Here is a 20,569-nt window from a genome sequence, read left to right on the forward strand (position 1 = left end):
TGCTAAGATAAGAGCAACATCCAAGGCCGCGGCGTTGGGTGAAAACAGGCGAAGCTCCGGCAAAGAGTCCGGGCCGCCGGAAAGGAAGGAAGAAGGCAAATGGATATGGGCTGGGCAATTTTCTGGCTGGCTATGATTGTGGTGGCCGTTGTGGTGGAAGCAATGACCAATCAGCTGGTTTCTATCTGGTTTGTATTGGGCGGGATTGCCGCACTGATCGCGAATCTCTGCGGTGCGCCGCTGTATGTGCAGTGGATTCTGTTTGTGGTGGTTTCAGCCATTGCTCTGGTGTGCACAAGGCCGCTTGTCAGAAAACTGACACACTTCCGCCGCCAGGACACCAACGCTGGACGCTGTGTTGGACAGATTGCCGTGGTAACGCAGGAGATCAACAACACGGCGGCAGCCGGGCAGGCCAAAGTGCTCGGCAGCATCTGGACCGCCCGATCGGCTCGCGGCACCGTAATCCCGGCGGGAACGGAGGTTGTCGTGCGCGCCATAGAGGGCGTGAAGATTATCGTGGAGGAGCTCCCCGCCGGCTCACAGATTTAACAGAGGAGGAATATACCGCATGTGGCCATTATATGTATTTCTGGCATTTGTGATCATCCTGATCATCGTGGTGATCAGCAATGTGAAGGTGGTTCCGCAGGCATATGCCTATGTCATGGAGCGCTTCGGCGCCTATAGTGCGACATGGGAAACCGGCCTGCACGTGAAAATCCCGTTTATTGACCGGATTTCCAAGAAGGTTTCCCTCAAGGAGCAGGTTATCGATTTCCCGCCGCAGCCCGTGATCACGAAGGATAACGCGACGATCCAGATCGATACCGTTGTGTATTTCCAGATCACCGACCCGAAGCTGTATGCTTACGGTGTGGAGCGCCCGATCTCCGCGATTGAGAATCTGACCGCGACCACCCTGCGCAACATCATCGGTGAACTCGAGCTCGACGCCAGCCTGACGTCTCGTGACATCATCAACACGAAGATCCGTCAGATCCTCGACGAAGCAACCGATGCCTGGGGTATCAAGGTCAACCGTGTGGAGCTCAAGAACATCATCCCGCCTCCGGAAATCCAGAACGCGATGGAGAAGCAGATGAAGGCTGTGCGTGAAAAGCGCGCCGTCGTTACGGAGGCCGAGGGTACCAAGCAGAGCGCCATTCTGGTGGCGGAAGGCGAGAAGGAATCCACCATTCTGCGCGCCGAGGCGAAGAAGGAAGCCCGCATCCGTGAGGCAGAGGGTGAAGCACAGGCTATTCTGGCTGTGCAGCAGGCTTTGGCGGACAGTCTCCGCATGCTCAATGAAGCCGCTCCGTCGGATCGCGTCATCGCGCTCAAGAGCCTGGAAGCCTTCCAGAAGGCTGCGGACGGCAAGGCGACAAAGATCATTATCCCGTCCGAGATTCAGTCTCTGGCCGGGCTGGCCACTTCCGTCAAGGAGCTGATCTCCGACAGCAGCACTTCGCGCTCTTAAGAGTCAGAATTCACAAAAAGCGCGGGGGAGGTCCCCACTTCCCCCATTTCTTCCACGAATTCAGCAAAACTGCTTGAATTTACAGCGCGTTTATCCTAAAATAAAGAGAGATAAATAAGCTTCTTCGGGAAAACCGGGGAAATGATGCTGGAGGGAAGAGCGCGATGGGGAATTGGTTTCTGTGTCGTTCCGCAGAGCCGCATTGCGTCAACTTCATCTTGTGACCGGAAACCGGGCAGGCTGCGCAGCAATCCATGCCGCAGCCTGCTTTCTTTTGTTTCCGGGTGATTCCCGTTTCCCGCAGGGGAAGCATGCAGAAGAGAAAGGAAGATGTCTGTGAAAAAGGTAGCCGTCATCATGGGGAGCGACAGCGATTTTCCGGTGGTAACTCCCGCCATCAAGCGTCTCAAGGAGTTTGGAATCCCGGTGGAGGTCCGTGTGATGTCCGCCCACAGAACGCCTGACGCCGCCGCGTCGTTTTCGGCAAACGCTGTGAAGGACGGCTTCGGCGTGATCATTGCCGCAGCGGGAAAGGCCGCGCATCTGGCGGGTGTTCTCGCCGCGCACACCACTCTGCCGGTCATCGGCATCCCTGTCAAGTCCTCCACCCTCGACGGCCTGGATGCCCTGCTCGCCACGGTGCAGATGCCCAGCGGGATCCCGGTGGCCACCGTTGCGATTGACGGCGCGGACAATGCCGCTATCCTGGCGGCCCAGATGCTGGCTCTTTCCGACGAGGGCCTTGCCGCCCGCCTGCTGGAAATGAAGAAGAGCATGGCTGAGGGCGTGGAAAAGAAGAATGCCGCTTTGCAGGAAAAGGTAGCGCTGCTCTAAGCGCACCAGAACGAAAACGGGAGGAATTGGATTCATGAATGAGAAAAGCTACAGCAACAGCTATAAAGCGGCCGGCGTCGACGTGACCGCCGGCTACAAGGCCGTAGAGCTCATGAAAGAGCATGTGAAGCGTACCAACATCCCCGGCGTCCTGTCCGGCATCGGCGGCTTCGGCGGCCTGTTCCAACCGGAGATCGGCGGTATGAAGGAGCCTGTCCTTGTCAGCGGCACCGACGGAGTGGGTACGAAGCTCAAGATTGCCATGCTGCTGGACAAGCACGATACGATCGGTATTGACGCGGTGGCAATGTGCGTCAACGATGTGGTGTGCTGCGGCGCCCAGCCCCTGTTCTTCCTTGATTACATCGCATGCGGAAAGAACGTGCCGGAAAAGATTGCGCAGATTGTGGCCGGTGTGGCGGAGGGCTGCGTACAGTCCGGCTGCGCCCTGATCGGCGGCGAGACGGCGGAGCACCCCGGCATGATGCCGGACGACGACTACGATGTGGCCGGCTTTACCGTGGGCATTGTGGACAAGGAGAAGATTCTGGACGGAAGCACCATGCAGGCAGGCGACGCCCTGATCGGCCTGGCTTCCACAGGCGTTCACTCGAACGGCTTCAGCCTGGTTCGCAAGGTGTTCAATCTGAGCGAAAAGAACATCAATCTGTATGTGGGTGAGCTGGGCGCCACGCTGGGCGAAACGCTGCTGACTCCGACAAAGATTTATGTGAAGCCGGTTCTCTCCGTGCTGAAAAACCATACCGTGCGCGCGATCTCCCATGTGACCGGCGGCGGCTTCTATGAGAATATTCCGCGCATGATGAAGGATGGACTCACTGCGAAAATTGAGCTGGCCTCTTTCCCGAAGCTGCCGATCTTCTCGCTGCTCCAGCAGCAGGGCAAGATCCCGGAGCGCGACATGTACAACACCTTCAACATGGGCATCGGCATGTGCATGGTGGTGCCGAAGGAGGAGACCGACGCGGTTCTGGCGGATCTCAAGGCCTCCGGTTCCGACGCATACCTCATCGGTGAGGTGGTCGAAGGCGAGGAGGGCGTGATCCTGTGCTGAACATCGCGGTGCTTGTCTCCGGCGGCGGAACCAATTTGCAGGCGCTGATCGACGCACAGCAGAGGGGCGAAATTCCGCAGGGGCGGATTGCCCTTGTTCTGGCCAGCAAGCCCGGCGTGTATGCTCTGGAACGGGCAAAGCAGGCGGGAATCCCTTCGGATGTGCTGGTGCGGCGCGAGTTCCCGACACAGGAAGCGTATGACGAGGCGCTGATCGGAAAGCTGGAAGCGGCGGGAACCGATCTGGTGATCCTCGCGGGATTTCTTACGATTATCAGCGAGACGGTGGTTAACCGTTTTGAGAACAGAATCATCAACGTGCACCCATCGCTCATTCCCTCCTTCTGTGGGGAGGGCTACTACGGCCTTCGCGTTCATGAGGAAGCGCTGTGCCGCGGCGTGAAGGTGACGGGTGCAACCGTCCATTTCGTTAACAACGTGTGTGACGGCGGCCCGATCATTCTCCAGCGTGCCGTGGAGGTGCAGGAAGGGGATACCCCCGAGACGCTGCAGCGGCGTGTGATGGAGGAAGCCGAGTGGAAGCTGCTGCCGAAGGCGGCCGCTCTGTTCTGCGAGGGCAGGCTTTCGGTGGAAAACGGCGTAGTGCATTGCAGGGAGGAGTAAAAAGCGTATGAAGAGAAAGGATATGAAGGCGGAGATCGCCTCAACAAGCTATCCGGGCCGCGGCATCCTGATCGGCCGCAGCGAGGATGGGAAAAAAGCTGTCATCGCGTATTTCATCATGGGGCGCAGTGAAAACAGCCGCAACCGCGTCTTTGAGCTGGTGGGCGACGATCTGAGAACCCGTGCGTTTGACGAGAGCAAGATGCAGGATCCGTCCCTCGTCATTTACAATGCTGTGCGCGTGCTCGATGATACCACGATCGTGACAAACGGCGACCAGACCGACACGATCTACGATTTTCTCGCGGCGGGCAAGACGTGGGAGGAAGCCCTGCGCACCCGTACCTTCGAGCCGGACGGCCCGAATTTTACCCCCCGCATTTCCGGCGTGGTCTGCAACAAGACGGGCGCGTACCGTCTTTCGATCCTCAAGAGTGATGACAATGACGAGTCCTCGGCACAGCGCTTTTTCTTTGAATATCCGCAGCCGAAGGCGGGCGAGGGCCATTTCATTCATACCTACATGGGAGACGGCAACCCGCTGCCTTCCTACGAGGGAGAGCCGACCCCGGTGACCGTGTGCGGCGATTTGGCGCAGTTCACGGAGGATATCTGGCAGTCGCTGGATTCGGACAACAAGATTTCCCTTTTCACCCGCTTCATCGATCTCGAAACCGGCAAGTGGGAGACGGAAATCCGCAACAAGAACCAGTAAGAAAATTCGATTGGATGGAGGAATCAGGATGTCTCAGGAATTGATGCTCAAATACGGATGCAACCCGAATCAGAAGCCGTCCCGGATTTTCATGCAGGACGGCAGGGATCTGCCGATTGAGGTGCTCAACGGCCGCCCCGGCTATATCAACTTTCTCGACGCTTTCAACAGCTGGCAGCTCGTGCGTGAACTCAAGGAAGCCACCGGCCTGCCGGCCGCTGCGTCCTTTAAGCACGTCAGCCCGGCGGGTGCGGCTGTGGCCGTGCCGATGAGCGACACGCTCAAGAAGATTTATTTCGTCGACGATCTGGAGCTTTCCCCGATCGCGACGGCTTACGCCCGTGCCCGCGGCGCGGACCGTATGTCCTCCTACGGCGACTGGGTTGCTCTCTCCGACGTGTGTGACAAGGAGACGGCTACCCTTCTCGCGCGCGAGGTTTCAGACGGCATCATTGCCCCCGGCTATACGGACGAAGCCCTGGAGATTCTCAAGACGAAGCGCAAGGGTACCTACAACGTGGTGAAGATCGATCCCGATTACCGTCCGGCTCCGGTGGAGCACAAGGATGTGTTCGGCGTGACCTTTGAGCAGGGCCGCAACGAGCTGAAAATCGACGCGGAGCTGCTGAAAAACATCGTTACGGAGAAGAAGGATCTGCCGGAGGAAGCCAAGCGCGACCTGATCATCTCGCTGATCGCTCTCAAATACACGCAGTCGAACTCCGTCTGCTACGCGAAGGACGGACAGGCCATCGGCATCGGCGCGGGCCAGCAGAGCCGTATCCACTGCACGCGTCTTGCTGGCAACAAGGCCGATATCTGGTATCTGCGCCAGCATCCGAAGGTGCTCGGCCTGAAATTCAAGGAGGGTATCCGCCGTCCCGACCGCGACAACACGATTGACGTCTACATCTCCGACGAGTATATGGATGTGCTGGCCGATGGCGTGTGGGAGCAGTTCTTTGCGGAGAAGCCGGAGGTGCTGACCCGTGAGGAGAAGCGCGCATGGCTGGACACGATGACCGGTGTTTCCCTCGGCTCCGACGCGTTCTTCCCGTTTGGGGACAATATCGAGCGCGCCCGCAAGAGCGGCGTGCAGTATGTGGCGGAGCCGGGCGGCTCCATCCGCGATGACCACGTTATTGACACCTGCAACAAATACGGCATGGTTATGGCCTTCATTGGCCTGCGCCTGTTCCATCACTAAGCGTAAATATGCCGGGGTTTCCCGTCCGGAGCGCGCCCGCATGGCTCACTCTGCGGCGGGAAGCCCTTTTCTGTGAAGAAGGAGGAAACCGTTTCATGGATATTCTTGTGATTGGCAGCGGCGGACGCGAGCATGCCATCGTCCGCAAGCTGAAGGAAAGCCCCCGCACGGGAAAGCTGTACTGCGCTCCCGGCAACGGCGGCATCGCGAAGGACGCGGAGTGCGTCCCGATCGGTGCGATGGATATTCCCGCTGTTGTGGCCTTTGCGAAGGAAAAGAACATTGATCTGGTCTTTGTCGCGCCCGACGATCCGCTTGCGGCCGGAATGGTCGACGCGCTGGAGAAGGAGGGGATCCCGGCCTTCGGTCCGTGCGCCAATGCCGCCGTTATTGAGGCGAGCAAGGTCTTTTCCAAGGATCTGATGAAGCGCTATCATATCCCTACGGCTCAGTATGAGGTATTTTCCGAGCCTGCCGAAGCGATTGCGTGGATCGAGAACAACAACCGCTTCCCGATCGTCGTCAAGGCGGACGGACTGGCGCTCGGCAAGGGTGTGCTGATCTGCCCGGACTTTGAGGCGGCGAAAGCGGCTGTGAAGGAGATCATGGAGGACAAGGTGTTCGGCGCGTCCGGCAGCCGTGTCGTGGTGGAGGAATTCCTCACCGGCCCGGAGGTCTCCGTTCTTGCCTTCACGGACGGCCACTGTGTCAAGCCGATGGTGTCCAGCAAGGATCACAAGCGTGCGCTCGACAACGACGAGGGCCTGAACACCGGCGGCATGGGCACAATCAGCCCGAATCCGTACTACACCGACGCGATTGCGAAGGAGTGCATGGAGACCATCTTCCTGCCGACGATCGAGGCCATGAACAAGGAAGGCCGTCCCTTCAAGGGCTGCCTGTATTTCGGCCTGATGATCACCCCGGACGGCCCGAAGGTGATAGAGTATAACGCCCGTTTCGGCGATCCGGAGACGCAGGTGGTGCTGCCGCGTCTCAAAACAGATTTTGTTGACATTGTGATGGCGGTTGTGGAGGAGCGTCTGTCCGATCTGACGATCGAGTGGAGCGACGAAGCATGCGCCTGCGTGGTGATGGCTTCCGGCGGATACCCCGGCCATTATGAGAAGGGGATCGCGATCGAGGGCCTGGATGAAAACGGTCAGGTGGACGGCGCTGTCGTTTACCACGCCGGAACGGCGCTTCGCGACGGGAAGTTTGTCACAAACGGCGGCCGCGTTCTCGGTGTCACCGCACTGGGCGGCACGCTTCCGCAGGCGCTGGAAAAAGCATATGCCGCGGTGGGTAAAATCCACTGGGACGGCGTACACTACCGGCATGACATCGGTGTGATAAAATAAAGATACCGCACTGTTGCCTTTTAGTGCGATAAAGTGTATAATAAAAGCCATACTGCGTTTCCTGGTGCAGAAAAAGAAAAGAAAAAGCCGGGCTTTGGGTGCGGATTGCGTCCAGGCTCAGCCTGGTGGGAAGGGGAATGAAAAAGATGTATCAGAATATGATGGATACCATCGGCTTTGTCCGCGAAGTGGATCCGGAGCTCGGGGCTGCTATGGCCGACGAGCTGGGCCGTCAGCGCCGCAATTTGGAGCTGATTGCTTCCGAAAACCTGGTTTCGCCCGCTGTGATGGCGGCTATGGGCAGCATCCTGACGAACAAGTATGCAGAGGGCTATCCGGGCAAGCGCTACTATGGCGGCTGCGAATATGTTGATGTGGTGGAGAACATTGCCCGCGAGCGTGCCTGCCGTCTGTTCGGCGCGGAGCATGCCAATGTGCAGCCCCACTCCGGCGCGCAGGCCAATATGGCGGTCTATTTTGCTCTGCTTGGGCCCGGCGACACCGTAATGGGCATGAGCCTTTCCGAGGGCGGCCATCTGACGCATGGTTCCCCCGTCAACATGTCCGGTAAATATTTCAATTTTGTCCCCTACGGCGTCAACGCTGAGGGCTATATTGACTATGAGAAGCTGCACGAGCAGGCCAAGGAAGTCAAGCCGAAGCTGATTGTCGCGGGCGCGAGCGCTTATCCGCGCGCGATCGACTTCAAGAAGTTCCGCGAGATCTGCGACGACTGCGGCGCTTACCTCATGGTGGATATGGCGCACATCGCGGGCCTGGTCGCTTCCGGTGATCATCAGAACCCGGTGGAGTGGGCGGACGTTGTGACCACCACGACGCACAAGACGCTGCGCGGTCCCCGCGGCGGCCTGATCCTCTGTAAGGAGCAGTATGCCAAGGCGATCGACAAGGCGATTTTCCCCGGTACGCAGGGCGGCCCGCTCATGCACATCATCGCGGGCAAGGCGGTTTGCTTCGGCGAGGCGCTTAAGCCGGAATTTAAGGAGTACGGCCATCGTGTCGCGGCGAATGCGCAGGCGCTGGCAAAGGGCCTGCTCAACCGTAACGTGAAGCTGGTTTCCGGCGGCACGGACAACCATCTGATGCTCGTTGACCTGACGGGCCTGGAGCTGACCGGCAAGGAGCTCGAGCACCGTCTGGACGCTGTCTATATCACGGCGAACAAGAACACTGTCCCGAACGAGCAGAGAAGCCCGTTTGTGACGAGCGGCCTGCGTCTCGGCACCCCCGCCGTCACCACGCGCGGACTGGACGAGGGAGACATGGATCAGGTGGCGGAGTGCATCGCACTGGCCATCCATGATTTTGAGAACAGCGAGGACAAGATTCGCTCGATGGTGGAAGCGATCTGCAAGAAGCATCCGCTTTACGAATAAACAGCGATCGTTCCGCTTGTTGGGCCGGGGAAGGCAAGCCGCTCTCCCCGGCCCTTTTCCGCGCTCAGGCGGCGCAGGGAAATCCGTCGGGTTTCCCGCAAATATAAGGAAAAGGGGAAAAGAATATGGCTTCTCCGCTTGCGGATCGGATTCGTCCGCAGACGCTCGATGAGATTGTCGGCCAGCGCCATCTGCTCGCACCCGGCAAGGCGCTGCGCCGGATCATCGAGTCCGGCACCATCCCGAATCTGGTTTTTTACGGCCCGCCGGGCGTGGGAAAGACAACGCTCGCGTCGATTATCGCGAGGCAGACGAAGAAAAAGCTGGTCAAGCTCAATGGCACCACAGCCTCCACCGCCGACATCCGCGAGGTAGTGGCGGGATTGGACGGTCTTGACGCTATTCACGGTGTTCTGCTGTATCTCGATGAGATCCAATATTTCAACAAAAAGCAGCAGCAGACGCTGCTGGAATTTCTGGAGGACGGCAGTATCACACTGATTGCGTCCACAACGGAAAATCCATATTTCTATGTATACAACGCCATTCTGAGCCGTTCCACTGTTTTTGAGTTCCGATCGGTGGAGCCGGAGGAGGTGCTGCGGGCTGTACAGCGTGCTTTCTCCGTTTTGGAGGAGGAGGGCGAAACGCCGCTGGTGATCGAGGACGGCGTGCCGGAGCAGATCGCGTCGGCCTGCGGCGGAGACGTGCGCAAGGCGATGAATGCCGTCGAACTGAGTGTGCTTTCCGCCGAGGTGACGGCGGAGGGCACACGCCGCGTCCTGCTCGAAAATGCCCGGGAGCTGACGCAGAAAAGCGCTGTGCGGTATGATAAGGAGGGCGACGAGCACTACGATCTCATTTCCGCCTTTCAGAAGTCGATGCGCGGCTCCGATCCGGACGCGGCTGTCTACTATCTCGCGCGCCTTCTCGCGGCGGGCGATCTGCCCTCTGTCTGCCGCCGTCTGATGGTCTGTGCCTGCGAGGATGTGGGGCTTGCGTATCCGCAGATCATCCCGATTGTCAAGGCCGCTGTCGACGCGGCGCTGCAAATCGGCCTGCCGGAAGCGCGCCTTCCCCTGGCCGACGCGGTGATCCTCGTGGCTATCAGCCCGAAATCGAATTCCGCGCATGATGCGATTGCCCGGGCGTCGGCGGATGTGGAAGCGGGAAAACTCGGACGGATTCCCCGCCAGCTGCAAAACAAACACTATGACGGAGAGGATAACCCGAACAAGGGCCAGTTCTACCGCTATCCGCACGATTACCCGAATCACTGGGTGGAGCAGCAGTATCTGCCGGATATCGTCGCGGGTACACGCTATTACGAGTGGGGAGACAACAAAACGGAGCAGGGCTTCTGCGGTTATTGGAAGAAAATGAAAGGGTAAACGATTTTTTTCTTGTAACTTTTCCCGGGAAATGGTATCATGATAAAAGATAAGCGAAAAGCTATGGGTGGAGGTGGACATCAATGAAGGACGAAGTATTATTCAAGCTTTCCTACGGAATGTACGCGATTGGAGTAAAGGACGACAACAAGCCCTCCGCATGTATTGTGAACACGGTTTTTCAGGTGACGAACACGCCGAATACGGTGGCCGTCAGCATGAACCATAACAATTACAGCCATGAGTGCATCATGAAAAATGGGCTGTTTACCATTTCGGTGCTGTCCGAGGATACGCCCGGCACGGTGATCGGTGCTCTGGGCTTCAATTCCGGGCGCGACACCGACAAGCTGGCCAACATCCGCCACAAGGTGCTGGCCGAGGGTGTGCCGGTGATCAAGGAAAATACCTGCTGCTGGTTCCTGTGCAAGGTGATTACCAGCGTCGATACGCCGACGCACACGGTATTCATTGGAGAAGTCATCGCGGGAAGTGACAAGGCCAAGGGAACTCCCATGACGTATGACTATTACCACAGTGTGATCAAGGGCTCCGCGCCGCGCAACGCACCTACCTACCGCGCCGCCCCTCCGGTTGAGGATGGGAACGACGGGGAAGAGTGGGTCTGCACCGTCTGCGGTTATTTGTACAACGATCCCGATGTTTCGTTTGAAGAGCTTCCGGCGGATTGGGTGTGTCCCATCTGCGGGATGCCGAAATCGGCGTTCAAACGGAAATAAAACAAAACAGGAAAGCTCACTTCGGTGCGGATTTCCGCACCGGATGGGCTTTTTTTTTGGAAAAAAGGCGCCCTGTGGGGCCGCCTGAAAGGAAAAGAGGAGAGTATATTGAAAAAAATCATCCAGGTCAACGAACGGCCTCCCCTTGGACAAGCGATTCCGCTGAGCATCCAGCATATGTTTGCCATGTTCGGCGCTTCCGTCCTTGTCCCGACGCTGTTCCACATCGATCCTGCCGTCGTGCTGCTGATGAACGGCCTCGGTACGCTGTTTTTTATCTTCATCACAAAGGCCAAGGCGCCCGCCTATCTCGGCTCCAGCTTTGCCTTTATCGCCCCCGCACTTTTGGTTATGGCACAGCATGGATCCCCGTATGCAGACCCGCTGTTTTCCAACCCGACGCCTGAGCAGCAGGCGCAGCACATGGAGGCATTCGCGTATGCACAGGGCGGTTTTGTGGTGGTTGGTATTCTCGGCTGTGTGCTGGCGCTGATCATTTATAAGTTCGGTTCGCGCTGGATTGACATTATTCTGCCGCCCGCGGCCATGGGGCCGATTGTGGCGCTCATTGGCCTGGAGCTGGCCGGAACGGCCGCGGATACGGCGGGCCTTCTGCCGGGCTCCGGGGAGAGCGTGGATATGCGCGGTCTTGCGGTGTTCCTTGTGACCCTGGGAGTGGCTGTCCTTGGCTCGATCCTCTTCCGCCGCTTTTTCAGCGTGATTCCCGTGCTGATCGCGATTGTCGCGGGTTATGTACTCGCCGCTGTGCTTGGGATCGTTGATTTTACGCAGGTGAACCAGGCGGGGGTGCTGTCTCTGCCGCATTTCCAGCTGGCGAAATTTGACGTCAACTCCATCCTGACGATGGTACCCGTTATTCTGATTATTGCCTCCGAACACATTGGTCACCAGATTGTCACCGGCAAAATCATCGGCCGCGATCTGCTCAAGGATCCCGGTTTGCACCGTTCCCTGCTGGGAGACAACATTTCCACCGCTGTGTCCGGCCTGATCGGCTCTGTTCCGACGACAACCTACGGGGAAAACATCGGCGTGATGGCGATGACCAAGGTGTACAGTGTGTGGGTGATTGGCGGAGCCGCCGTGCTTTCCGTAGTGTGCGCTTTTATCGGCAAATTCTCCGCGTTGATTTCCTCCATTCCCGGCCCGGTTATCGGCGGGATTTCCTTCCTGCTGTACGGCATGATCGGCGTGTCCGGGCTGCGGATTCTCGTCGACTCCAAAGTGAATTTTGACCGCGCCCGCAATCAGGCGCTGACAGCAGTTGTCTTTGTAACAGGCCTTTCCGGTATCACGGTCAACCTCGGGGATATCCAGCTCAAGGGCATGGTGCTGGCCTGCATCGTGGGCATGCTTATGGGCATCCTGTTCTACATTTTTGATAAGCTGCGTATTTCCAATGATCTCGAGGATTCCGCTGCCTGAGCGGAGCCGGAGCAGATGGCAGAAAATCAAAAGAGATTTTTACAAATTTGAAAAAATATGAAAGAAATGATTCTTTTTTCGTAAGTGCAGGGGAACCGTCTTGAAAATACCCTGGCGGCATAGTATAATAAGATCCAAATCAAAAATACTCCGTATCCCAAAGAAAATGATTAGGAGGCCAACCATGAACAGCAGCGAGAAAAAGAGCTTGCAGATTACCGCCTGCAAGATCAGAATGGATGCCGTCACCGGTGTCTTTCACGCAAAATCGGGCCATCCCGGCGGCTCCCTCTCCGCGGCGGACCTGCTTGCGTATCTGTATTTCAAAGAGATGAAGGTCAATCCCGAGAATCCGTCGGATCCGGATCGTGACCGTTTTGTTCTTTCCAAGGGCCATTGCTGCCCCGGTTTGTACGGCGCGCTTGCCGAGAGAGGCTTTTTCTCGCCTGAGGAGATGAAAACTCTGCGCCATATTGGCTCCATGCTTCAGGGCCATCCGAATATGAACGATACGCCCGGCGTCGATATGAGCACCGGTTCTCTCGGTCAGGGCATTTCCGCCGCCTGCGGCATGGCGATGGCTGCCAAGATGGACGGCAAGGCATACCGTGTATATTCCATTCTGGGAGACGGCGAGATTGAAGAAGGCCAGGTGTGGGAGGCTGCCATGTTTGCCGCTCACAACAAGCTGGACAACCTCTGCCTGGTGGTGGACAGCAACGGACTTCAGATTGACGGCCCTGTCGAGGAGGTTGCGGGTCCCGCTCCGATCGACGAGAAATTCCATGCTTTCGGTTTTGATGTGCAGGTGATCGATGGTCATGATTTTGACGCGATTGACGCCGCTTTTGCACATGCCCGCACTGTGAAGGGCAAGCCCAGCGTTATCATTGCCAAGACGGTGAAGGGCAAGGACGTCTCCTTCATGGAGAATCAAGTCGGCTGGCACGGTACCGCTCCGAATGCGGAACAGTATGAAACGGCAATGAATGACCTGAACAAGGTGCTCGCCGGATTGGAGGCAGAATAATGGCTGAGATGGTTAAAATCGCAACCCGTGAAAGCTTTGGCAATGCCATTGCCGAGTTTGCGGATCAGTATCCGGATGTAGTGGTGCTGGACGCGGATCTGGCGGCAGCTACCAAAACGGGCATTTTCAAGAAAGCCCATCCCGACCGCTTTATCGACTGCGGCATTGCAGAGTGCAACATGGTAGGCGTTGCGGCGGGTCTGGCGGCATGCGGCAAGATTCCTTTCGCCGCATCCTTCGCCATGTTCTCCGCGGGCCGTGCGTTTGAGCAGGTTCGCAACTCCGTGGGTTATCCGCACCTGAACGTGAAGATCGTCGGCTCCCATGCCGGTATCTCCGTGGGTGAGGACGGCGCGACACACCAGTGCTGTGAGGACATCGGCCTGATGCGCACCATTCCGGGCATGGTGATTCTCAATCCTGCCGACCACTATGAGATGCGCGCCGCTGTGAAGGCTGCGATCGAGTATAATGGCCCTGTGTATCTGCGTCTGGGCCGTCTGGCTGTTGAGAGCGTCAACAACAACGACGATTATACGTTTGAAATCGGCAAGGGAATTACCCTGCGCGACGGCTCGGATATCACCGTGATTGCCACCGGCCTCTTGGTGGGAGAAGCCGTCAAGGCAGCCGACGCGCTGAAGAACGAGGGGATCAGCGTTCGCGTGATTGATATGCACACGATCAAGCCCATTGACCGCGAGATTATTCTCAAAGCCGCGAAGGAGACGGGCAAGATCGTCACCGCTGAGGAGCACAATGTGATCGGCGGTCTGGGCGATGCTGTCGCCAGCGTCCTTTCCGAGGAATGCCCCACGCCTTTGGTGAAGATTGGCGTTAACGATGAGTTTGGCTATTCCGGCCCGGCGGTCGACCTGCTCAAGCAGTTCGGTCTTTGTGCTTCCCACATCGAAGAAGTGGTGAAAAAGACTCTCGGAAAATAACAGAATTTGTTTTATCTTTGTCCCCGGCGCAGGAGAGAATCCTGCGCCGGGGACTTTTTATTGACAAAGGAATTTCTGACCGATATAATGAAAGAAGAATCATGCAAAAACATCAAATATTTGGAGGATTTTGTCATTATGGATCCGAACGAGAACAGAAATTACCCACCGGAGGAGAATGCCTCCGTTCCGCCCTCTGCGCCGGATCAAGGCAGCACACAGCTTCCTGCCGGATCCCAGCCCCCCCAGTACCAACCGCCTCAGTACGGCGGCTCCTCCTCGTATCAGCAGCAAACATATGGGCAGTCCTACCAGTCGCCCCAGTACCAGTCTCAGTCGTACCAAGCGCCGGATTATCAGTCCCAGTCCTACCAGCAGTCGCAGCAGTCCTACCAGTCTCAGTCCTATCAGGCGCCGCAGTATTCCGCTCAGCCGTATCAGGCTATGCCCTATGACATGCAGGACCAGCCAAAGCGCAGCAGTGGTCTTGCGATTGCCTCTATGGTCTGCGGAATTCTTTCCGTGGTGATTTGCTGCGGTATGTGGGTTTCCTGGATCCTCTCCATAGTAGCGATTGTTTTGGGCGCTGTGTCGCTCAGCAAGCGTCAGGGAGGCCGCGGCATGGCGATCGCTGGAATTATCACGGCGGTGTTCGGTCTGCTGCTGTCCATTGGGTTCTTCATCTTCGCGTATGCGGTGGGGGAGGCAGGGAATTCCTTTGATTCCAGCTACTCCTACTACTACAATTACTACGACGATATTTTCTGATGAGAAAGCCTCTTTCCGCAGAAGATCTGTTATACCGGCTGGGGCTCTGGCTTCTGCCGGTATTCTTTTTGTGTGGTATTCTGGTGGCCTGTATGGGGGATGCTGTGTTGGGATGGTTTTCTCCCTGCCCGATCCACGCAATCACAGGGCTGTATTGTCCCGGCTGCGGCGCAACCCGCTCTGTGATGGAACTTGCACGGCTCCATGTGGTGAAAAGCTTTTGCTATCATCCTTTTATTCCATACACCGCACTGGTGTATACCGTTTTTCTCCTTTGGGAAACGTGGCGGCGCCGTTTTCGTCCGCATCTGCCGCGATTTCCCATTTTTCCGTGTGTGGTGGCTGGGATCGTGCTGCTGTTCCTTCAATGTATCTGGAAAAACACGGCGCTGTTTCTCGGTTGGAATCCCTTTTTTCTGTTTTGATATTTCATGAAAAGGAAGGTCTGCGATATGAGCTTTGGTGAAAAAATTCTGCGTTATCAGGATGATATTCTCCGCGATCTGGCGGAGCTGATCCGCATTCCCTCTGTCCGTTCCGCTCCGGAGCCAGGGATGCCGTTTGGCCGGGAGTCTGCCCGTGCTTTGGAGACGGTGCTTTCCATGGCGGAGCGTCTTGGCCTGACGGTGAAAAATGTGGATAACTATGCCGGTCATGCGGAGTATGGCGAGGGAGAAGAGACGGCAGCTGTCCTTGCCCATGTCGACGTGGTGCCTGCCGGGGATGGCTGGGAAGGCGATCCCTATACCATGGTAATCCGCGACGGCTGCTGTTATGGCCGCGGCACAGCGGACGATAAGGGAGAAGCCATCGTCGCGCTTTACTGCCTCAAGGCGCTCAAGGATGAAGGGGTTCCCGCGAAGCGCCGCCTGCGTGTTGTGTTTGGTGCGGCGGAGGAGACGGGCAGTGAGGATCTGGCCTACTATTATCAAAAGGAGCCGCTGCCCGTCATGGGCTTTACCCCGGACGCCGAATATGGTATCTGCAACCGGGAAAAGGGGCGTGTCAGCGCGGTGATCCAAGGAAAGCACGATTCCGCCGTGATCCGTTCCTTCTCTGCCGGAACAGTGGCCAACGCGGTTCCCGCGAGGGCCGAGGCAGAGATTCTCTGTACACCTAAGCAGGCGCAGGCTCTGAAAAATGCCGCGGAACGGGAAGGCGAACGTTTTTCCGTGGAGCTGACAGCGGATGGTGCGCGCGTAAGCGCATTGGGCGTGGCGGCACATGCCATGCAGCCGCAGGAAGGGGTCAACGCGGCCGCTCATCTGATTCATCTCCTGGCCGGTGTGTTTTCCGAACAGGAGCTGGGTGGTTTCTTCTCCTTTGTGGATCGCTGCATCGGTCTGGAATACAACGGCGCTTCTCTCGGTGTAAAGCAGGAGGATGCGGAATCCGGTCCGCTCACGCTGAATCTGGGCCTTGTCTCTGCCGGTGAAGCAGGAGATTCGATTACTCTGGATATCCGTTTCCCTGTGACTAAAGACGGCGAGGCGATTCACGTTCAAATTGCGGAAAAGGTGCGGGAAGCGGGATTGACTCTGGAACGCTGCGATGTGACGGAGCCGCTCTTCCTTCCGGCAGACAGCCCCTTTATCCATCTGCTCAGCGATGCCTATCAGGCAGTGATGGGAGTTCCCGCTGAGCTCTACGCAACAGGAGGCGGGACGTATGCCCGGGCGCTGAAATCGCGGGGTGTGGCCTTTGGTCCTTTCTTTGCGGATGAACCGGATCGGTGCCTGCACAATGTGGGAGAGCATTTTGAAATTTCCCGCTTTATGCAGCATGCGCAGATTTGTCTGGAAGCCATGTATCGGATGCTCACGGTGTGAAGAAAAATTCTCATAAAGAGAAAAAACCGGCTTGAAGCAGTGCTTTACTCTGCTTCAAGCCGGTTTTTTTCTGTCCGGTTTGCGGTGGAAGGATCCACTGTCCTTTTTGCAGGATCCGGCGGAATTTCACTCACAGGTTATCCGCGAGGGTTCCGAGTTTTTTCATACACTTCTGGCAGACGTTGTATCCCTTGTATGTCATAATGTCGTCCATGCTGTCGCAGAAGATGCAGGACGGCTGATATTTCTTCAGGATAATACAGTTTCCGTCGACAAAAATCTCGAGAGGATCCTTGTCGTTGATGTGAAGTGTTTTGCGCAGTTCCGTCGGAATGACGATGCGGCCAAGATTGTCAATGGGACGGACGATTCCTGTGGATTTCATGTCTGGCACATTCCTTTCTCCGTAATTTTGTCGAATTGTAGAGCTTCCTATCATTATAATAGTAGTAAATGGAAATCATGTCAAGCCGTGGAATGTAAATTTTTTTTGACATTTTCATAATATTCGTCATTATATCATACAATTCTGCGGAAGGGAAGGAGGAAACGAAAAAAATGTTGAACCTTGTTTGGGCAGCGTTGATTTTGGTGAGCATTGTTTGTGCTTTTGTAACGGGAAGAACACAGGAACTGACACAGTCTGTCTTTCGGGGAGCACAGCGGGCGGTGGAGCTGGTGTTTGCCATGGCGGGAGCGATGGCAGTTTGGACCGGGGTGCTCAAGGCTGCGGAGGCGGGAGGACTGACAGGCGCGGCGGCCCGCATGCTTCATCCGGTGATTCGCCGTTTGTTCCCTGATTGCCGTGAAGGCGGGGAAGCGGAGCAGGCCATTTGCATGAACCTGACAGCAAATCTCTTTGGGATGGGAAACGCGGCCACGCCGATGGGGATTGCCGCCATGCGTGCGATGGAGCGGGAAAATCCTGTGGGGGGCATCAATCGTTCCATGGTGCGGTTTGTGGTGGTGAATACAGCTTCGCTCCAGCTTTTTCCCACAACGCTTGGGGCCTTGCGTGCCGCGGAGGGAGCGGCCAATCCGTTTGATATCCTTCCTGCCGTTTGGTTGGTTTCCGCTGTTTCGCTTGCGGTGGCGCTGCTTGCCTGTTTTGCTTTGGAGGGTCGTCATGCCTGATTTCGTTTCCCTGCTGATTCCTCTTTTTCTGGCTCTGGTAGTGGTGGCATGCCTGGTTCGCCGTGTGGCTGTGTTCGATGTGTTTACCGAGGGGGCGAAGGAGGGGCTGCAATCGTGTGTCTCCCTTCTGCCGCTGCTTGCGGGGCTTGTGATGGCTGTCACCATGCTGGAAGCTTCTGGTGCGCTGGAGCTGGCCGCCGATCTTCTGGCTCCGTTTGCGCGGGCGTTTGGTATGGCGAAAGAGGTCATTCCGCTGGCTCTGATGAAGCCTGTGTCCGGAAGTGCTTCCACAGCGCTGCTGTCGCAGATTTTGAACGATTGCGGGCCGGACAGTCTGGCAGGGCGGACAGCCAGCGTATTGGCCGGATCGACGGAAACGGCGCTGTACTGCATCGCCGTTTATTTCGGCGCGGTGAAAAAGCGGGAAAAAACATGTGCGCTTCCGGCGGCGTTGGCAGGACATCTGGCTGCCTGCCTGTGCGCAGGCTGGGCGGTACGGTGGTTTTTGGGCGCAGGAGCATAATTGTGAGGAAAAGGTCTTGACAAAGTCCCAAAACAGTGTATTATTGTATTATGAACTTAATACAATAATACACAAGAGGAGCGAGGTGATTCCATGGCATGGAACCTGCAGTCCGATCGCCCGATCTATGCGCAGCTGGTGGATCAGATTCAGCGCATGATTGTAACAGGCATTTTCCCGGCCGGCTCCAGGCTTCCCTCTGTAAGGGAGCTGGCAGCTGAAGCGGCGGTAAATCCGAACACCATGCAAAGGGCTCTTGTCAAGCTGGAGGAGGACGGGCTGCTGTATACGCAGCGGACAAGCGGAAGGTACGTGACGGAGGAGACGGAACGGATTATGGAAGTCAAAAGAGCGCTGGCGGAGGAGTTGATCCAGCAGTTCGTTGAGAATATGAATCGTTTGGGGTATACACGGGAACAGTCTGTGGAGCTTTTAAAAAAAGAGGAGGAGAAGAATGCAAAATCTAATTGAGTGTCATGACCTCGTCAAGTCCTTTCCGTCCTGCCGGGCACTTGGCGGGATCAACCTGCAAATCCCCAGCGGGCGAATTGTGGGGCTTTTGGGGCCGAATGGCAGCGGCAAGAGTACGTTTATCAAACTGTGCAACGGCCTGCTTTCGCCGGACAGCGGCCAACTGCTTATTTGCGGCAATACGCCCGGTGTAGAGACAAAAAAGGTTGTCTCTTACCTGCCGGAGCGTACTTATCTGAATGACTGGATGAATGTCAATCAGATGATCCGCTTTTTCGCGGATTTCTATGAGGATTTTGAGAGCGCCCGTGCATATGACATGCTCTCCCGTCTCAACATCAATCCGGCCCAGCGGATGAAAACCATGAGCAAGGGAACCAAGGAAAAGGTGCAGCTTATTTTGGTGATGAGCCGCCGCGCCAAGCTGTATCTGCTCGATGAGCCGATCGGCGGCGTGGATCCCGCGGCCCGCGATTTTATTCTCAATACCATCATCAGCAACTACAATCCCGAGGGAAGTGTCGTGATTTCCACACACCTGATCTCGGATGTGGAAAAGATTCTGGATGACGTTGTTTTTATCAACGGCGGAAATATTGTCCTGTGTGATTCGGTGGATAACATCCGGGCACAGCAGGATAAAAGTGTGGACATGCTGTTCCGGGAGGTGTTCCGATGCTGAGAAAATTGATGAAATACGAGTTTCAGGCCACAGCCCGCTATTTTCTGCCGATGTATCTGCTGCTGCTGGTTCTGGCGCTTGTGACACGTCTGACCTTTTCTTTGGCCTTTATGCAAACGGATAATACCTTTGTGAAGAGCTTTCTGGTGGATATGCCTTCGGTAGTGATGGGTTTTGCCTATGGAGCGGGACTTTTGGCCGTCTATGTGATTACCCTTCTGATCATCGTCCAGCGCTTTTACAAAAACTTGCTGGGGGACGAGGGATATTTGATGTTTACCCTGCCCGTCACGCCCGTGCAGCATCTTTGGAGCAAGATTCTGACAGCTTTTGTGTGGTGCGTGGGTGGTATCCTGATTACGATCCTGTCCTTCGTAGTTCTTTTTGCCGACAATACGTTTTTTGTCGATCTGATGGATTTTCTTGCTGCTTTGGGAGAAGCCATGTGGAAGGAAGCGCCTCATTCGTGGATCCTGCTGATTTTGCTCCTGGTTTTCCTGGTGACTTCTCTGCTGCATGCCATTCTCCAAATCTATGGGGCGATCGTGTTGGGATGCCAGGCGAAAAAATACCGGATCCTGGCCGGAATAGGCGTGTATCTGATTTTTTCCATGGTGGAGCAATTCCTCATTTCGATGGCCTTCACCGCCCTGTTTTTGATTCCTGATTTTCCGATGGGGCTTATTTACCTTTTGGGCTATCCAAATGAGACGGCAGAAGGGGTGCTGTTTGTCGTGGAGCTGATGGTGGGAGGAATGATTCTGTATGATCTCCTGCTTGGAGGCGGCTATTATATCCTGAGCCGTCAGATGCTGAAAAAGCGCCTGAATCTGGAATAAGCGGGAAGCGTAAGAAAAGGACCGGATGCCTGCAAAGGCATCCGGTCCTTTCAGCTGGTCAGAGAAGCGTTTCACTTTGA

At 56.4% G+C, this 20,569-nt stretch carries 23 protein-coding genes; 22 read left to right on the forward strand and 1 reads right to left on the reverse strand.

What is annotated here, in order from left to right; all coding sequences use genetic code 11:
• The first annotated feature begins 105 nt into the window (after positions 1–105).
• The 17 genes from B5F35_RS06255 to B5F35_RS06335 all read left to right on the forward strand — a co-directional run bounded on the left by B5F35_RS06255 (position 106) and on the right by B5F35_RS06335 (position 16,840).
• On the forward strand, positions 106–552 hold the full coding sequence (locus B5F35_RS06255; RefSeq protein ID WP_242969419.1) for an NfeD family protein: 447 nt from the start codon (positions 106–108) through the stop codon (positions 550–552).
• Between the two features lie 19 nt (positions 553–571).
• A complete protein-coding gene (locus B5F35_RS06260; RefSeq protein ID WP_087239125.1) occupies positions 572–1,480 on the forward strand; it encodes an SPFH domain-containing protein in 909 nt (302 codons plus the stop codon).
• 330 nt (positions 1,481–1,810) lie between these two features.
• Positions 1,811–2,314 (forward strand): 5-(carboxyamino)imidazole ribonucleotide mutase, encoded by a 504-nt coding sequence (purE, locus tag B5F35_RS06265; RefSeq protein ID WP_206424021.1) that lies wholly within the window; start codon positions 1,811–1,813, stop codon positions 2,312–2,314.
• 34 nt (positions 2,315–2,348) lie between these two features.
• On the forward strand, positions 2,349–3,389 hold the full coding sequence (gene purM, locus B5F35_RS06270) for a phosphoribosylformylglycinamidine cyclo-ligase (RefSeq protein WP_087239127.1): 1,041 nt from the start codon (positions 2,349–2,351) through the stop codon (positions 3,387–3,389).
• Positions 3,383–4,012 carry a phosphoribosylglycinamide formyltransferase gene (purN, locus tag B5F35_RS06275; RefSeq protein ID WP_087239129.1) on the forward strand — a complete coding sequence of 210 codons (630 nt, stop codon included), beginning with the start codon at positions 3,383–3,385 and terminating at the stop codon, positions 4,010–4,012. The genes purM and purN overlap by 7 nt, the downstream gene beginning before the upstream one ends.
• A gap of 7 nt (positions 4,013–4,019) precedes the next feature.
• A complete protein-coding gene (locus B5F35_RS06280; RefSeq protein WP_087239131.1) occupies positions 4,020–4,727 on the forward strand; it encodes an IMP cyclohydrolase in 708 nt (235 codons plus the stop codon).
• A 28-nt stretch (positions 4,728–4,755) separates the two neighbouring features.
• Positions 4,756–5,934 (forward strand): phosphoribosylaminoimidazolecarboxamide formyltransferase, encoded by a 1,179-nt coding sequence (locus B5F35_RS06285; protein ID WP_087239133.1) that lies wholly within the window; start codon positions 4,756–4,758, stop codon positions 5,932–5,934.
• Between the two features lie 95 nt (positions 5,935–6,029).
• Entirely contained in the window at positions 6,030–7,295 is a 1,266-nt protein-coding gene (gene purD, locus B5F35_RS06290) for a phosphoribosylamine--glycine ligase (protein ID WP_087239135.1), read from the forward strand.
• 146 nt (positions 7,296–7,441) lie between these two features.
• The gene (gene glyA / locus B5F35_RS06295) at positions 7,442–8,692 is read left to right on the forward strand and encodes a serine hydroxymethyltransferase (RefSeq protein WP_087239288.1); all 1,251 of its coding nucleotides are present in this window, start codon (positions 7,442–7,444) and stop codon (positions 8,690–8,692) included.
• A 125-nt stretch (positions 8,693–8,817) separates the two neighbouring features.
• Positions 8,818–10,083, forward strand: a complete 1,266-nt coding sequence (locus B5F35_RS06300; RefSeq protein ID WP_087239137.1) for a replication-associated recombination protein A — start codon at positions 8,818–8,820, stop codon at positions 10,081–10,083.
• 83 nt (positions 10,084–10,166) lie between these two features.
• Entirely contained in the window at positions 10,167–10,823 is a 657-nt protein-coding gene (locus B5F35_RS06305) for a flavin reductase (RefSeq protein WP_087239138.1), read from the forward strand.
• Positions 10,824–10,928: 105 nt separating this feature from the next.
• The gene (gene uraA / locus B5F35_RS06310) at positions 10,929–12,269 is read left to right on the forward strand and encodes a uracil permease (protein WP_087239290.1); all 1,341 of its coding nucleotides are present in this window, start codon (positions 10,929–10,931) and stop codon (positions 12,267–12,269) included.
• A gap of 184 nt (positions 12,270–12,453) precedes the next feature.
• The gene (locus B5F35_RS06315) at positions 12,454–13,299 is read left to right on the forward strand and encodes a transketolase (protein WP_087239140.1); all 846 of its coding nucleotides are present in this window, start codon (positions 12,454–12,456) and stop codon (positions 13,297–13,299) included.
• Positions 13,299–14,243: a transketolase family protein gene (locus tag B5F35_RS06320; protein ID WP_087239142.1), complete on the forward strand. Its 945-nt coding sequence runs from the start codon at positions 13,299–13,301 to the stop codon at positions 14,241–14,243. The genes B5F35_RS06315 and B5F35_RS06320 overlap by 1 nt, the downstream gene beginning before the upstream one ends.
• A 138-nt stretch (positions 14,244–14,381) precedes the next feature.
• On the forward strand, positions 14,382–15,011 hold the full coding sequence (locus B5F35_RS06325; RefSeq protein WP_162611349.1) for a DUF4190 domain-containing protein: 630 nt from the start codon (positions 14,382–14,384) through the stop codon (positions 15,009–15,011).
• Complete coding sequence (locus tag B5F35_RS06330) at positions 15,011–15,436, forward strand: DUF2752 domain-containing protein (RefSeq protein ID WP_087239146.1); 426 nt, start codon at positions 15,011–15,013, stop codon at positions 15,434–15,436. Before B5F35_RS06325 ends, B5F35_RS06330 begins: the two co-directional genes overlap by 1 nt.
• Before the next feature lie 27 nt (positions 15,437–15,463).
• Positions 15,464–16,840 carry a Sapep family Mn(2+)-dependent dipeptidase gene (locus B5F35_RS06335; protein ID WP_162611350.1) on the forward strand — a complete coding sequence of 459 codons (1,377 nt, stop codon included), beginning with the start codon at positions 15,464–15,466 and terminating at the stop codon, positions 16,838–16,840.
• Positions 16,841–16,970: 130 nt separating this feature from the next.
• Here B5F35_RS06335 and B5F35_RS06340 read toward each other — a convergent pair whose 3' ends face one another.
• Positions 16,971–17,225, reverse strand: a complete 255-nt coding sequence (locus tag B5F35_RS06340; RefSeq protein ID WP_087239150.1) for an AbrB/MazE/SpoVT family DNA-binding domain-containing protein — start codon at positions 17,223–17,225, stop codon at positions 16,971–16,973.
• Positions 17,226–17,398: 173 nt separating this feature from the next.
• Between B5F35_RS06340 and B5F35_RS06345 the strand changes: the two genes are divergently transcribed.
• The 5 genes from B5F35_RS06345 (at position 17,399) to B5F35_RS06365 (ending at position 20,489) form a co-directional block, all read left to right on the forward strand.
• On the forward strand, positions 17,399–17,974 hold the full coding sequence (locus B5F35_RS06345; protein WP_087239152.1) for a spore maturation protein A: 576 nt from the start codon (positions 17,399–17,401) through the stop codon (positions 17,972–17,974).
• Positions 17,967–18,497 (forward strand): nucleoside recognition domain-containing protein, encoded by a 531-nt coding sequence (locus B5F35_RS06350; RefSeq protein ID WP_206424022.1) that lies wholly within the window; start codon positions 17,967–17,969, stop codon positions 18,495–18,497. Before B5F35_RS06345 ends, B5F35_RS06350 begins: the two co-directional genes overlap by 8 nt.
• Positions 18,498–18,590: 93 nt before the next feature.
• The gene (locus B5F35_RS06355) at positions 18,591–18,968 is read left to right on the forward strand and encodes a GntR family transcriptional regulator (RefSeq protein ID WP_087239154.1); all 378 of its coding nucleotides are present in this window, start codon (positions 18,591–18,593) and stop codon (positions 18,966–18,968) included.
• Entirely contained in the window at positions 18,952–19,650 is a 699-nt protein-coding gene (locus B5F35_RS06360; RefSeq protein WP_087239156.1) for an ABC transporter ATP-binding protein, read from the forward strand. The genes B5F35_RS06355 and B5F35_RS06360 overlap by 17 nt, the downstream gene beginning before the upstream one ends.
• Positions 19,644–20,489 (forward strand): hypothetical protein, encoded by an 846-nt coding sequence (locus B5F35_RS06365; RefSeq protein ID WP_087239158.1) that lies wholly within the window; start codon positions 19,644–19,646, stop codon positions 20,487–20,489. The genes B5F35_RS06360 and B5F35_RS06365 overlap by 7 nt, the downstream gene beginning before the upstream one ends.
• Positions 20,490–20,569: the final 80 nt, after the last annotated feature.

The sequence above is a fragment of the Anaeromassilibacillus sp. An200 genome (assembly GCF_002160025.1).
In the GTDB taxonomy this organism is placed as follows: Bacteria; Bacillota; Clostridia; order Oscillospirales; family Acutalibacteraceae; genus Caccousia; species Caccousia stercoris.